This is a genomic window from Thalassotalea sediminis, assembly GCF_030295915.1.
GTDB lineage: Bacteria > Pseudomonadota > Gammaproteobacteria > Enterobacterales > Alteromonadaceae > Thalassotalea_C > Thalassotalea_C sediminis.
On record NZ_AP027361.1, the window covers coordinates 1818210 to 1832579 of the forward strand.

Here is a 14370-nt window from a genome sequence, read left to right on the forward strand (position 1 = left end):
GAACGTATATGTTTTCATTAGATGGTCAAGTCGCTTTGGTTACAGGCGCTAGTCGCGGTATCGGTAAAGCAATTGCTGAACAATTAAAAGCATTAGGGGCAACAGTTGTTGGTACTGCTACATCAGAGCATGGAGCAAATAATATCAGTGAGTATTTAGGTGCGGGTAGAGGATTAGTATTAAACGTAACAGATGATGATTCTATCAATAATATGTTTGAAACAATCAAACAGGAATTTGGTAGTGTTGATATTCTTGTTAATAATGCTGGCATAACACGTGATAACTTATTTATGCGCATGAAGGATGATGAGTGGAACGATATTATCGATACTAATTTGTCATCAGTATTTAAAATTAGTAAGGCAGTTATGCGTCCAATGATGAAAAAACGTTTTGGTCGTATTATTAACATTGGTTCAGTTGTCGGTACCATGGGGAACGCAGGACAAGTTAATTACGCAACAGCTAAAGCTGGCTTAATTGGTTTTACTAAGTCTCTTGCAAGAGAAGTTGCTTCACGTGGTATCACCGTTAATACTGTATCACCTGGTTTTATTGACACTGATATGACGCAGTCATTAACTGATGAGCAAAAAGAAGGTATTTTTTCACAGGTACCTGCAAACCGCCTAGGTAAACCAGAAGAGATTGCAAAATCTGTTGCTTTTTTAGCCTCAGATGCTGCTGGTTACATTACGGGTGAAACATTGCATGTCAACGGTGGCATGTATATGGTTTAATAACGGTTTATTAAGATATTGATAAAATTCAGTAAATAAGCATAATATTATAATGTCTAACAGGTTAGACCAGCAATAAAAGCAAAACGATAAGCTTGCAAGCTAGCCTGTAGGCGAATACACTACACGCAATTTTGAAAAATTGTATTTTCTACTAAAGGAAAAAAAATGAGTACTATCGAAGAACGCGTAAAAAAAATTACTGTTGAGCAATTAGGTGTAAGCGAAGATGAAGTAAAAGTTGAAGCTTCTTTCGTTGACGACTTAGGTGCTGATTCATTAGATACAGTAGAATTAGTAATGGCGTTAGAAGAAGAATTTGACACTGAGATCCCAGACGAAGAAGCAGAGAAAATTACCACTGTTCAAGCTGCGATCGATTACATCACTGCTAACCAGTAATATGTAATGTCTTCAGGCGGTTTAATACCGCCTGAGTTTTATATACGTTTCGCTGTCGTATTAAAATCAACAGCTAGCCCATCAACGATTCAATTCTATCGGAGGCAACTCTTCCCATGCGACGTGTTGTAGTAACCGGTTTTGGTATGCTTTCCCCATTAGGTAACGATGCTCAAACAACTTGGCAGCAGTTATTAGCGGGTAAAAGTGGCATAGATACCATAGAACATTTTGATACCAGTACCTTTCCTACTAAATTTGCCGGTTTAGTAAAAGGATTCGATGCCGAACAATACGGTATTACGAAAAAAGATGGCCGTAAAATGGATATTTTTATCCAGTACGGTTTAGCAGCTGGTATACAAGCCATGGAACATTCTGGATTAACGGTAACAGATAACAATGCACATCGCATTGGTGTCGCCGTTGGCTCTGGCATTGGTGGCTTAAGTCTTATTGAAGAAAATCATACAAAATATTTACAGGGTGGCGTTAGAAAACTTTCACCTTTTTTCTGTCCATCAACTATTTTAAATATGGCAGCAGGTAACCTATCAATTCGATTAGGATTGAAAGGTCCCAATATTTCCATTGTAACCGCATGTACATCTGGCGTTCATAATATTGGACATGCTGTGCGTATGATTGCTCACGGCGATGCTGATGCGATGATAGCGGGCGGTACAGAAAAAGCTTCAACAGAGCTTGGCATTGGTGGCTTTTGTGCAGCAAGAGCATTATCAACAAGAAATGATGACCCTCAGCGTGCAAGTAGGCCTTGGGATAAAGACCGTGATGGTTTTGTACTAAGTGATGGTGCAGGGATGGTTGTTGTTGAAGAATATGAGCATGCAAAAGCGCGCGGTGCAACTATGTATGCTGAAATCGTAGGTTTTGGCATGAGTGGCGATGCATATCATATGACGTCTCCTCCTGCAGATGGTGCAGGTGCTGCATTAGCAATGTCAAACGCTTTACGTGATGCAGGCGTAAACCCTGAGCAAATTGGTTATATCAACGCGCACGGCACGTCAACTCCTGCAGGTGATATTGCAGAAACGAATGCTGTTAAAGCAATTTTTGGTGAGTTTGCCTATAAAACGATGGTAGGTTCCACGAAATCAATGACTGGTCATCTTTTAGGTGCCGCAGGCGCAGTTGAGGCTATATTTACAGCGCAATCACTATTTGAGCAAAAAGTAGCACCTACTATAAATATTGAGAACTTGGATGAAGGTTGTGATCTTGATTATATTCGAGATACAGCTCGCGACGTTTCTTTAGAGTATGCGTTATGTAATTCATTCGGGTTTGGTGGTACTAATGGCTCGTTAGTATTAAAAAGAATCTAGAAAATTTCTTGAAACTCAATGAATAAGCCTGAATACTGTGTATTCAGGCTTTTTATTATCTCTACTTTGCATGTTGTATTGTTCGTTAAACGGTAAGAGTACCGAAGTTATTGAAATTAGTGATCGCGGGTTAGCATACGGTGATGGTGTATTTACAACAGCTAAAATCGTCAATGGCATAGTTACTGATCTTTCATTGCATTTAGCTCGTCTAAAGCATAGCTGTGAGGTGTTAACAATAACCGCAGTTGACTGGAACGCGTTAACGAGAGAACTTACCACACAAGCAGCGTCACTTTCTCTTGCTGTTGCTAAAGTGATAATTACAGCAGGGAGTGGCGGAAGAGGCTATTCTCGTATAGGTGCGAACAAGCCCAATGTAATTGTATCTCTGCATGATTTTCCAAAACACTACCTGCCTTGGCAAAAAAGTGGCATATCGTTAGGTAAGGCAAAAACGCAATTAGGTGTTAATCCACTTTTAGCGGGTATTAAACATTTAAATCGTCTTGAACAGGTATTAGTACGAAAGGAGCTAGATGAAAGTGACTGGCAAGACCTTATTGTTTGTGACATCTATGGCGTTGTTGTTGAAACCAGTTGCGCTAATATATTTTGGTTAAAAGATAAACGTATATTTACCCCAAAGTTAGACCGAGCAGGGGTAGCAGGCTTACTACGAAATAAAATTCTTGATCAATTCCCTGATATTGAAATAGTGCAAGTAGACTCCAGTGATTTAGAAAACACAGATGGAATGATTGTTTGTAATAGCGTTATGGGCTGCGTGCCGGTCAAAGAATATAATGGCAATGCATTGCCTCTCTCATTAGCTGTAGATTTTATTGGAAAGTTACCATGCAATTTATAAGGTTTACTGCACTTAGTACTATAAAGAAGTTGCTGATTATCGGCATTATTTCCGTGCTGGTTGTTTTTTTTACTTTAATTAGGGTTACTGAATATCAAGTAGAACAGCTTAATCGACTTGATAAACCACTAATGATTGAAATAGAACGTGGCACCAGTTTTAATCATTTTGCTCGTCAGCTTGAGATGCTTGGTATTGTTAAAGAGTCTTTTTGGCTCAAGGTTTATGTTAAATTTAACCCTGCGTTTGCTAATATCAAAGCAGGTAATTATCAGATAGAACAAGATCAACGTATTAAAGACATTTTGTTGATGATAACGCAAGGTCTAGAACATCAATATAAGATCACCTTTATAGAAGGATCTACGTTAAAACAGTGGTTGATGCTGCTAGCGCAACATCCAAATATTACTAAAACGCTCAACTATCAAAATAAGGCTACGCTTTATCAACAGGTCGCTAAAGCGTTATCGCTCGAAAATGTTCACCCAGAAGGGCTCTTTTTTCCTGAAACCTATGCATTTACACACAAAACACGCGATATTGATATATTGAAACGAGCGTATTCACAAATGCAGATGTATTTAGATAGTGCGTGGCAACAAAGATACGGTAATTTGCCATACAAAGATAAGTATGAGGCTTTGATCATGGCCTCTATTATTGAAAAGGAAAGCGGACAAGCTGCAGAGCACGAAATTATTTCCTCAGTTTTTGTTAATCGATTAGAGAAAAACATGCGTTTGCAAACTGACCCTACCATTATTTATGGGTTAGGAGAGCGATATAAAGGTGATATAAAACGTAAGCATATGAGGGAAAAAACAGCATATAACACTTATCGAATTAATGGATTACCGCCTACACCCATCGCGATGCCAGGAAAATCGGCATTAATGGCTGCAATGCAGCCAGCTCAAACAGATTACTTTTACTTCGTAAGTGATGGCAAAGGTAAACATATATTTTCACGTACGTTAAAAGAACATAATAAAGCTGTGGTAAAATATCAATTGCCATAACGAAAGCAATTGTAACGTTATTCATATTATAAAAATGTTGGCAGCCTAATTATCCATGTTCGCATTTATTCTGAACAAATCTACTTACCTATAGTTATACGAAAACAGTAGCTGTAACGCACTTTATCGCTGCTGTTTATGTGTAAAACCTATGAATACCCTAAGTGAATATTACAACTTGAAAACAATAATGAAATATTATGTGTCTTTCATATGTTTTCGTTTGGTTGATGTTTCGTGTTTTATTTGTTATTAATAAGTTAATGAAAGTTTAGTTTGTCTTTTAAATACGGAAATAACAATGAAAATGAAACATAATAAAACGGGAATGACGTTATTTGCTCTAACAGGCGTAATGGCTAGCATATTAATAGGATGTGGCAGTGGTGGTAGCGAAAAGAGCGAAACAGTTGTTGACACGGTACCTGAGTCAACAACTGAAACAACAGATACTCAAGAACCTCAGCCATTTTTATTTGAAAAGCAGTTTATTGTAACGGCGGCCAATGCAAATTTGTGTGTTGACGTGTCGCAAGATGGTACTGATGTGTTGCTAACAGATTGTCAAAATACAAATGAAAATCAATTATGGAGTTACAATAAAGAGACAAAAAAGTTGATTCAAAGTGAATCTGAAAAGTGTGTAACAAACCTTGATGGGTTATTAAAACTAGAGGCTTGTAAAGAAGCGTCGAACCAAAACTGGACATTTGAAGACAATATATTTTCGCAAGATGGACAATCGTTTGACGTAAATATGAGTGAACTTACACTTATTGTTTATGCGACGCACGGAGGCATCAATCAACAGTGGTTTGTACCTTCGGTTGCCGCAGAGTCTATTGATGATAATTATGTGAGTAAATTCCCTATACCACGATCAGATAAAAATGCGTATAACATGGAACAAACTATGGATATCATCAATAGGCGAACGCCAATAATAGAAGCGTTTCCTTTCCCGCGTGATGTCAGTAGTTTCCCTGGTGATGTTTCAGCATCTAAATCGCGCATCTCAAAACAAGTTACTTTCAATCGTTACTTTTACGAAGATACTTCCTCTGACACGATGAATCGTCAACATTGGATATCAACGGGTACATATGCTGCCGCTAATGAAATCATTGAGATTAATGTAAATGCGGAAAGAGATGTTGAAGAGTTGTATGCCATTATTAATGTGCATACCGATGCATTAGGGTTGAATTCAGCTAATGTTGTTGCTGACGATATGGTAAAACGCTTTCCAAGCGTTTCTACAAAAGTACGCTTGAACAATGGTAATAATAAAGTAAGAAGCCAATATGGTGGACAGGTCGTTATCGTGTCAAATTTAGCAGAAGATCTAGAGGTAACGATTAATATCGCTAACGTTGTTGAAACGGCTCATTTTAAGTTAGGTAGAGATAGTTACAATGACTGGCCTTTAATACGTGAAAAAAGTGCACCATGGGGGGTACTTGAAGGAAAACATGCAGTTTTAGATATGTCTAAAGAAGAGCTCAATAAGATAGATGATCCTGAGCGATTACTAAAAACATTTGATCAAACAGTTGAACTAGTGCGTGATTTAGCTGGTTTTGAGTATGATGCGACTGGTGTACATAAAATGCCTACATTAAAAGAACGCTTTGTGTCTGATGTACAAATTACCGCTGGATTTGCTCACGCAGGGTTTCCAATAATGACAAGCCCTGGTTGGAAATTATACTCACTCGATACTGCGCAAAATGATGGTTGGGGGAATTGGCATGAAACAGGTCACAATTATCAACAATTTTGCTTATGGAGTCGTCCTTTTGGTACTGAATCGACTGTTAATTTATTTTCGCTTTATGTGCAAGAGAAGGTTAATCAAACGTCTAGAATTCAAGCCGAAAATCGCTATACAAATGCAATCAATAAGTTAGATGACAACTTCACTTTTTCAGCGGATGCTGATGTCTGGGACCGGTTAGTATTTTTAATGCAAATAAAGCATGCATTGCCAAATATCGGCTGGGATATGTTTAGACAATTAAATCGACGTTTTAGAGAAATGGATGCTGAACAGCAAGCAGAAGTCTGTCAAAGTACGCAAGCAAGTTTTAGTACAACATTTGAATTATTAAGCGATATTACCGGTTATGATCTAACGACACATTTTAAAAAATGGGGGGTAGATGTGACGAATGCAAGTTATCAAAATGTTGCAAATAAAGGGCTACCGCAACCACCTGTAGATATCTCTAGTGTTAATCCACAGTAATAAATTATTGTGATATAAGTAAAAAAAGTACAACAGTGATGTTGTGCTTTTTACTTTTTTAATTGTTTGTGAAAGCGAAGAATCAAGAGAAATGCAACCTTTAGCTAGCTAATTTTTATGATGCGTATATCATTGTAGCCATGATCGATTACATGCAGTAAATTTAAGGTAAAAATGAGAAAAGGGTTAATGGTTGTTTGCGATGGTAGTAACGGCGCAGGCAAAACAACAGTCATCGAAACATTAAAGGATTATGTTACAAGTAAAGGATTAGACGTTATCTTAACAAGGGAGCCAGGTGGTACCGAAATCAGTGAGAAAATAAGAGAAATTATTCTCGACAAAGCCAACTCACAAATGCATGACCTAACAGAATTATTACTATTTGCTGCTTCTCGGGCTCAACATGTCAATGAAAAAATACTCCCTGCATTGGAACAAGGTGCAGTTGTTATTTGTGATCGATTTGATGCGGCTACGATTAGCTTTCAACACTTTGCACGCGGATTAGATTTGTCACTTATAAAAACAATAAATGATATTGCTAAGGGCGGCTTTCAACCAGATATGAACATTATCTTGGATCTCGACCCTCTAATTGGACTAAAAAGAGTGCATGGGAGAGGGGATCAATTAGATAGAATGGAAAATGAAAAACTTGAGTTTTTAGTTAAAGCACGCGAAGGTTACCTAACACAGGCGCGAGAAACACCTGAGTTATTTACCATTATTGATGCAGCCAACAGCAAAGAACAAGTGGCTGCTGACGCGATAGCATGTGTTGAAACGTTATTAATTGAAAAAGGGCTCATCTAGCGCTTGTTATTAAAAATATGTAAAGCTGGTATCGCTATATTCTTTGCGTAAACCGTTTTTTCTAAAAATAACTAATGCTAATATTGATGCTGGCGTGTTTGATGCTATTTAATAAACCGTTGAAAACGATTTTTACTTACCTTTTCCATAGGCTAATGTTATGGCAACATCTTGGTTAAATTCACATAAACAAAAGCTATTACAGCAAATTCATCAAAAAACATTGCCACATGCCATATTGGTGACAGGTGTTGCAGGCGCAGGAAAAACAACATTAGTTAATTGGTTATCGCAATCGTTACTGTGCCAACCTTATGATGTAAATTCGCGAGAGATACCTTGTCAGCAATGTAAGGGGTGTCACTTAGTGAAGCAAACATCACACCCTGATTTATTGCATGTTGAGTTAACAGGCAATCATGTTGGCGTAGAACAAGTAAGGTCACTAAGTCGATTTCTAGAGAAAACAGCACAATTTGGTAAACATCAAGTGGCGATTGTTTTTGACGCTGATAAATTAACAGAATCCGCAGGTAACGCGTTGCTTAAAACATTAGAAGAACCGACGGAAAATAGCTACATATTTCTTGTTGCCAGTGATGAGCAACGTTTGTTACCAACGTTAATAAGTCGATGTCGTGTTGTATCGATTCGTCCTCCTATTGGCAAAGAACTGCTAAATGAACTTGGTAATCAAAGCAATGATCCGTTTGTAAACCTGTCTCATTTACCAGAAATTAGCGACACACAAGTGATGGCGCAATTTAGTCAGTTAAGAGAAACGTTGTATCGTTTCTTGCAAACAGGCGACGGGCGAATGGCGCTATTTGATATACTAAAAAGTAGCGAATTCTGCGGGCGATGGTTAGAGAAAATAGTAAGCGATTTAATGCGTGAACAAGCAGGTTGGTCATGTAAAGTTGAGGTGCCAGTTTCATCAATGGAAGAACTGACTTACACTAAGGTAAAGCCACAAACACTTTGGCATGTGTATAACCTGATCAAATGCTTTAACAAAAATACGATGCAATTAAGCCAATTTAATGCTGAATTTGGCTTGGAGAAGCTGTTAGTTGATATGCAGTTGTTAATAATGAACGAGGACACAGAATATGGAACCGCTATATCTTGAATTTGTTACAGAAAGAGATCTGTATCAAGCGTATATGCCATTTGTAAAAAAAGGCGGTTTATTTGTAAGAACAACTGAGCACTTTGAATTAGATACAGATATTGAATTGCAGGTGTTATTACCTGACTCTTTAGAGCCGTCAACGGTAATAGGAAAAGTGTGTTGGATTACACCCGTTGGTGCACAAAATGGTACGCCAGCTGGTATCGGTATTAGCTTTATTGAAGATCCAGAAAACACTCGTAATTTGATAGAAAAATCGATTGGACGACTCTTAAATTCGTCTGATCCTACACTGACCATGTGATCAATTTTAAGGAAATTTAGTTGTATATTGATTCTCACTGTCATTTAGACAGACTCGATTTAAAAGATTTTGATAATAAATTAGAAAATGTTGTTGAAGCGGCTAAAAATGCAGGTGTTAACGAGTTATTATGCGTAAGCGTAACGCTAAAAGACTTTCCAGCAATGGTCGAAAAGACCAAGCATTTTGATAATGTTATGCTTTCTTGTGGTGCACATCCATTAAACCAAGAAGATGCTGTTGATGAAACTAACCTAGCTCAACTAGCCACCAATGACCGTGTTATTGCTATAGGCGAAACTGGATTAGATTACTTTTATGCCCCTGAAACAAAAGCGCTACAACTAGATTCTTTTCGCAAGCACGTACGTGTTGCCCGTAAATGTTGTAAACCACTTATTATCCATACACGAGACGCACAAAAAGATACATTAGATATACTCCATGAAGAGAAAGCCAGCGAAGTAGGGGGCATATTACATTGTTTTACTGAGTCTTGGGAGATGGCTGAGCAAGCCATAGCACTCGGTTTTTATATTTCTTTTTCGGGGATTGTTACTTTTAAGAATGCTAGCGCTTTACGAGAAGTGGCAAAACGTGTGCCGAATGAACGCTTTTTGATTGAAACAGATGCCCCTTATTTAGCCCCGGTACCACACCGAGGTAAACAAAACCAACCCGCTTATGTCGTTGAAGTCGCAAAACACCTCGCGAGTATTCGAGGACAATCGGTAGAAGAAATTGCACGTTTGTCGACCGACAATTTTAATCGTTTATTCAAACGTTCTTAGGCAATTAGTCCAAAAAAAATAGCCCGAAACTAGATGTTTCGGGCTCAGGGGATGGCTCAAAAAAGGAGATGAGCCGTGCGCTAATTAACAAGTTCTATAGCCATACCATGAATAAAGTAAGCGAGCATCATTGGTTAATATTTGAACTGTTAAGTTAATTGTAGTGCATTCAACTTGAATTGCTAGATAAATTTCTATAAATTTATAAATCATTGTATTTAATAGTTTTTATTGATTTTTTTATCGTATTAGTGCACAAGTTACCCTTTTGTTCTTAACGGGCTAGTCACATGTTATGCACAGAGTTATTCAGCATGTAAGTGTACTCATTTCTGGCGTGCTCAAGCCGACGTTACATTAAGTGTTATTGAGAAGGGCAGACAATATCTTGTATAAACAACATTTTAGTTTTTATAGTTGCTTTATACAATTACGCTGCTAAATCTTATACGATGAATGTGTCACGCTTTGGTATAAATCTAGATAATGTTTTCGGCATTAAAAATTAATGGGATACCTCTTTTTGGCGTTTGTGTTTTTATGTTGTGCGTGACTGATTCACAGATTTAAATCTGTTAATTTAACATCAGCTTTAAATTATCTTTATAACGCCTAGAGAGGGTAAGTACTTTACCTGAGTGCATCTTAACTTCACTATCGCCACTACTTAGGGGCGTTATAGATTCAATAGCATCTAGTTTTACAGCGTTAGAACGGTGAATTCGACAAAATCCTTTTGTCTCAAGCTGCTGAGTTAACCGGGTTAATGTTGAACGTAATGGATACACGCGGTCGCCAATGTATAAATTGACGTAATTACCAGAAGACTCCATCCATTCGATACTTTCAACATTAATTATGAATTCTTTTCCTAGTTTTTTGACAATTAATCTGTCAATACTTGCCGGTGTTACTTGATTTGTTGCCAACGCTTCGCCCTCTTGAATTGGGTTAGCTTCGCCTTGTAACCGACTAATAATAAAACGGTATGCATGTATTAATACGACAAAAAATATAAAAGACCACAAATCTTTTCTATATTCGTAAAGCATTTCAAAGCCAATATTACCAAAATCATAATATCTTGATTGCGTGAAATAAACGATTTTACGCATGCCGACCATTAAACCGACATGTAGTACTGAAAATAGCGTAGCAGCACCAAAATAAACAAATAGTGTTTGTTTTAGACGTTGCCAACTAAGCGGCACTTTATTTAATAATTTGACAATGAAAGGGAATAACAACAGTGAGCTTATAGCACTCGAGTATTCCCATACAAAGGGCTCCCAAAGTAAGAACGACATTTGCTCACCATTACGTTGCGCTTCCATAATGGCGGATGTCGCTAAAATAGTCGCATTGATAAAAAAATAACAAAGTAATAAGAAAACTTCGTAAGCAAACTTATTTCGCTGATAGTGCTGCAATTTACCCAAGGTAACCACGTCTCCCGTTCAAAATATGTTTATCCCTGTAATCCACCGCTTATCCCTACTTACTGTTAATTAAGCACTTTACACTATCTTTGTGGTGTACATTCCACAAGATATCAATCTTTTAATGTAAGAGAACGATGGTAACGTGTTTAGTGTATTTTTAAAATATTTTAGTGAATCGCAGGTCTTTAAACCTGATGACATTTCAAACATGCCAACTCGAAGGTTAGATTTAGATTGGTTACGCATTGTATTATTTGGCTTATTAATTTTGCACCATATTGGTATGTTCTATGTGGCCAATTGGGGCTTTCATGCAAAAAGCCAATACCGCTATGAATGGTTAGAAAGTCTCATGTTACTGGTAGAGCCGTGGCGAATGCCTGCTATCTGGATAATTTCTGGTATTGCCATACGATTTGTTTTAGCGAAAGTGTCCATCGTACGGTTTGTTTCCTTGCGCACCTTAAGGTTATTGCTTCCATTAGCTTTTGGGATCTTTATTATCGTGCCACCTCAACTTTTTATAGAAATGACAGCTAATGGTGATATCAGCATGAACTACTGGCAGTTTATGCAAGCATTTTATAACGAACAATCAACAATTTTTGAAAACTATCAAGCTGGTATATGGCCACATATTGATGTTAACCATCTATGGTACCTGCGATCTCTATGGTATTACTCGCTGTATTTGGTGATATTATTACCACTATTAAACAGTAAGCTTTTAGTCGCTATTAAAACATGGTTAGGCAATAGTCATGGTATATTTACAATTTCATTGTTAATCATACTGGTATTTAGTATTCAGTTAATATGGATCACAGGTGAGACAAGATACCCGATTGGTTTTTTGTTTTTATTATTAGGTTATTTGCTCGGTTGGCAACGTACATTTTGGCGAAAATTGCATCTTAATTTAACGCCTTTATCTGTTTGCTACATAATAATTTCAATGTGCTTTTTAGTACTGTACAACGTGTATTACCTTGAAATTATCAAAGGAAGAAGTATTCCACTTGTATTTGAAGTTTTGAGTTTATTTTTATACAGCGCAATGCGTGTGTTTGGCGTATTATTAATCCTTTCATTAGGGTATTGTTTTTTACGTACTCGATCATCAAAATTAACGTACTTTAACGAGGCAGTATATCCACTATATATTTTGCATCAGACCGTCATTTTACTTGTAGGTTATTATTTAACTCAATTATCCTTAGGCGGTGCGATTGAGGCGCTAATACTTATAATGTCTACAGTAATAGTGTGTTTTGCTTTATTTGAGGTGATCAGGCGTGTTGACATTATACGACCATTTTTCGGTTTAAAAATGCAAAAACAGTATCAAAAAAATACGAGATTCCTTGGCTATTGTGCTGGTATTTTATTAGTTAGCCCATTAGTGCTCCAGCTCATCTTTTAACATGTACTTGTCGTATCAACGATAGATTGATGCGACGTTATGCGATACATGAACCTCTACAATGATTTAGCGTTATATTACGATATAGCGCTAAAATTTCTTGCTATTAGACTAAAGTGTCGACAATTAATATGGCTGTACACTTGAAATAGTTTGTATATACGTTATCATCCTGACATTCATTTAAAGATTGTCGACAATTTATGCCAAACAATAACCCAACACATCGACAAGCCATCACAACGGCAGATAAAGTTTTTCAACAATTACAATTTGCCATTGTTGAAGGTGAGATTGTCGCTGGTAGTAAAATTAGTGAACCTGAATTAGCAAAACGCTTTGATGTAAGTAGGGCTACACTCAGGGAGGCATTAAATCGCTTAGAAAAATGTCACTTAATTGAGCGTAAACCCAATGTTGGAGCTCGCGTTGTGGAGTGCACGATCGTTGGCTTATTAGAAATTTACCAAGTACGAGAAGCACTCGAAGGAATGGCTTGTCGATTAGCAGCAGAAAATATGACAAAAGATGAAATTGTCGACATGCAAGCTATGCTTGATATGCACGCGAAATCACAGGCACTAAAAGACGGCATTGCTTATTATCAAGAAGAAGGTGATCTTGATTTTCATTATAAGGTCATCTTAGCAAGCCATAATCGGCAGTTAATCGACTTGCTTTGTGGTCAACTATACCACTTGGTGCGTATGTATCGAATTCAGTTTGGTATGAATAGCCCAAGGGCGACCAAAGCCTTTAATGAGCACGCAAATATATTACAAGCCATTATTGATGGTGATGGCGAATTAGCAGAAATGTTGATGCGAAGACACATCGGCGCATCACGTAGGAATATCGAAGAAAAAATAAAGCAATTAGCAAAGACATAATTCATACATTAGCAAGTGAGGAGCTCACGATGTCTACTACATTATCACCTGGCGCTAAATTTCGTCAGGCAATTAAAAATAATAAACCTTTACAAGTGGTAGGTACAATAAATGCCTATTGCGCCATGATGGCTGAACAATTGGGTCATCAAGCAATTTATTTATCAGGTGGTGGTGTGGCAAACGCATCTTATGGTTTACCTGATTTAGGAATGACATCATTAAATGACGTGATTGTTGACGTTCAACGCATTACTGCTGCATCAAGTTTGCCTTTATTGGTTGATATCGACACAGGTTGGGGCGGAGCATTTAACATTGCCAAAACGATTAGAGACATGGAAAAGGCGGGCGCGGCAGCTGTACATCTAGAAGACCAAGTTGCGCAAAAACGTTGTGGCCATCGCCCAAATAAAGAAATTGTCTCAACAGAAGAAATGGTCGACCGTATCAAGGCTGCAGTTGATGCCCGTACAGATAAAGACTTCTTTATCATGGCGCGAACAGATGCGTTTGCCCAAGAAGGTCTAGAAAAAGCACTTGAACGTGCTAAAGCTTATGTTGCTGCAGGTGCAGATGGCATTTTTGCAGAAGCCGTGAAAACAGAAGAACATTATCGTGCCTTTACTGAAGCGTTAGATGTGCCGGTATTAGCAAATATTACTGAATTTGGCCAAACAGAATTATGGAACAAAGAACAATTAGGTGAGTGGGGTTGTGCTTTGGTGTTGTATCCATTATCTGCGTTTAGAGCGATGAACAAAGCCGCAGAATCTGTTTATAAAACATTGCTATCTGATGGCGATCAAAAGGCTGAGATTGATAACATGCAAACACGAATGGAGTTGTATGATTACCTTGGCTATCACGAGTATGAAAAGAAACTCGATTCATTATTTGCTGAAGGTAAGAACAAATAATTTAATAAAAT

14 protein-coding genes are annotated in these 14370 nt (G+C 37.6%); 13 read left to right on the forward strand and 1 reads right to left on the reverse strand.

The genetic code is table 11. From position 1 onward, the window contains the following. Window positions 1-8: 8 nt before the first annotated feature. The 10 genes from fabG to QUE09_RS08350 all read left to right on the forward strand — a co-directional run bounded on the left by fabG (window position 9) and on the right by QUE09_RS08350 (window position 9684). Entirely contained in the window at window positions 9-743 is a 735-nt protein-coding gene (fabG, locus tag QUE09_RS08305) for a 3-oxoacyl-ACP reductase FabG (protein ID WP_286235730.1), read from the forward strand. A gap of 168 nt (window positions 744-911) precedes the next feature. Next, window positions 912-1145 (forward strand): acyl carrier protein, encoded by a 234-nt coding sequence (acpP, locus tag QUE09_RS08310; RefSeq protein ID WP_189770313.1) that lies wholly within the window; start codon window positions 912-914, stop codon window positions 1143-1145. A 116-nt stretch (window positions 1146-1261) separates the two neighbouring features. After that, window positions 1262-2497: a beta-ketoacyl-ACP synthase II gene (fabF, locus tag QUE09_RS08315; RefSeq protein ID WP_286235731.1), complete on the forward strand. Its 1236-nt coding sequence runs from the start codon at window positions 1262-1264 to the stop codon at window positions 2495-2497. A gap of 37 nt (window positions 2498-2534) precedes the next feature. Continuing rightward, on the forward strand, window positions 2535-3368 hold the full coding sequence (gene pabC / locus QUE09_RS08320; protein WP_286235732.1) for an aminodeoxychorismate lyase: 834 nt from the start codon (window positions 2535-2537) through the stop codon (window positions 3366-3368). After that, window positions 3356-4390 carry an endolytic transglycosylase MltG gene (gene mltG / locus QUE09_RS08325; protein ID WP_286235733.1) on the forward strand — a complete coding sequence of 345 codons (1035 nt, stop codon included), beginning with the start codon at window positions 3356-3358 and terminating at the stop codon, window positions 4388-4390. Before pabC ends, mltG begins: the two co-directional genes overlap by 13 nt. 301 nt (window positions 4391-4691) lie before the next feature. Further along, window positions 4692-6638, forward strand: a complete 1947-nt coding sequence (locus QUE09_RS08330) for a M60 family metallopeptidase (RefSeq protein ID WP_286235734.1) — start codon at window positions 4692-4694, stop codon at window positions 6636-6638. A gap of 174 nt (window positions 6639-6812) precedes the next feature. Then, window positions 6813-7454: a dTMP kinase gene (gene tmk, locus QUE09_RS08335; RefSeq protein WP_286235735.1), complete on the forward strand. Its 642-nt coding sequence runs from the start codon at window positions 6813-6815 to the stop codon at window positions 7452-7454. Between the two features lie 160 nt (window positions 7455-7614). Then, a complete protein-coding gene (locus QUE09_RS08340) occupies window positions 7615-8586 on the forward strand; it encodes a DNA polymerase III subunit (RefSeq protein ID WP_286235736.1) in 972 nt (323 codons plus the stop codon). Then, complete coding sequence (locus QUE09_RS08345; RefSeq protein ID WP_286235737.1) at window positions 8567-8893, forward strand: PilZ domain-containing protein; 327 nt, start codon at window positions 8567-8569, stop codon at window positions 8891-8893. The genes QUE09_RS08340 and QUE09_RS08345 overlap by 20 nt, the downstream gene beginning before the upstream one ends. A gap of 20 nt (window positions 8894-8913) precedes the next feature. After that, a complete protein-coding gene (locus tag QUE09_RS08350) occupies window positions 8914-9684 on the forward strand; it encodes a TatD family hydrolase (RefSeq protein WP_286235738.1) in 771 nt (256 codons plus the stop codon). 575 nt (window positions 9685-10259) lie between these two features. Here the strand turns inward: QUE09_RS08350 and QUE09_RS08355 are convergent. After that, window positions 10260-11123 carry a LytR/AlgR family response regulator transcription factor gene (locus QUE09_RS08355; RefSeq protein ID WP_286235739.1) on the reverse strand — a complete coding sequence of 288 codons (864 nt, stop codon included), beginning with the start codon at window positions 11121-11123 and terminating at the stop codon, window positions 10260-10262. 211 nt (window positions 11124-11334) lie between these two features. Between QUE09_RS08355 and QUE09_RS08360 the strand changes: the two genes are divergently transcribed. The 3 genes from QUE09_RS08360 to prpB all read left to right on the forward strand — a co-directional run bounded on the left by QUE09_RS08360 (window position 11335) and on the right by prpB (window position 14359). After that, window positions 11335-12549 (forward strand): acyltransferase family protein, encoded by a 1215-nt coding sequence (locus tag QUE09_RS08360; protein ID WP_286235740.1) that lies wholly within the window; start codon window positions 11335-11337, stop codon window positions 12547-12549. Window positions 12550-12752: 203 nt separating this feature from the next. Continuing rightward, on the forward strand, window positions 12753-13439 hold the full coding sequence (locus QUE09_RS08365; protein ID WP_286235741.1) for a GntR family transcriptional regulator: 687 nt from the start codon (window positions 12753-12755) through the stop codon (window positions 13437-13439). A gap of 29 nt (window positions 13440-13468) precedes the next feature. Then, complete coding sequence (gene prpB, locus QUE09_RS08370; protein ID WP_286235742.1) at window positions 13469-14359, forward strand: methylisocitrate lyase; 891 nt, start codon at window positions 13469-13471, stop codon at window positions 14357-14359. Window positions 14360-14370: the final 11 nt, after the last annotated feature.

Excerpts from the sequence above, each read along its gene's own strand:
- fabG (WP_286235730.1), top strand. The coding sequence starts at position 9 with ATGTTTTCATTAGATGGTCAAGTCGCTTTGGTTACAGGCGCTAGTCGC.
- acpP (WP_189770313.1), top strand. The coding sequence starts at position 912 with ATGAGTACTATCGAAGAACGCGTAAAAAAAATTACTGTTGAGCAATTA.
- fabF (WP_286235731.1), top strand. The coding sequence starts at position 1,262 with ATGCGACGTGTTGTAGTAACCGGTTTTGGTATGCTTTCCCCATTAGGT.
- mltG (WP_286235733.1), top strand. The coding sequence starts at position 3,356 with ATGCAATTTATAAGGTTTACTGCACTTAGTACTATAAAGAAGTTGCTG.
- QUE09_RS08330 (WP_286235734.1), top strand. The coding sequence starts at position 4,692 with ATGAAAATGAAACATAATAAAACGGGAATGACGTTATTTGCTCTAACA.
- tmk (WP_286235735.1), top strand. The coding sequence starts at position 6,813 with ATGAGAAAAGGGTTAATGGTTGTTTGCGATGGTAGTAACGGCGCAGGC.
- QUE09_RS08340 (WP_286235736.1), top strand. The coding sequence starts at position 7,615 with ATGGCAACATCTTGGTTAAATTCACATAAACAAAAGCTATTACAGCAA.
- QUE09_RS08345 (WP_286235737.1), top strand. The coding sequence starts at position 8,567 with ATGGAACCGCTATATCTTGAATTTGTTACAGAAAGAGATCTGTATCAA.
- QUE09_RS08360 (WP_286235740.1), top strand. The coding sequence starts at position 11,335 with ATGCCAACTCGAAGGTTAGATTTAGATTGGTTACGCATTGTATTATTT.
- QUE09_RS08365 (WP_286235741.1), top strand. The coding sequence starts at position 12,753 with ATGCCAAACAATAACCCAACACATCGACAAGCCATCACAACGGCAGAT.
- prpB (WP_286235742.1), top strand. The coding sequence starts at position 13,469 with ATGTCTACTACATTATCACCTGGCGCTAAATTTCGTCAGGCAATTAAA.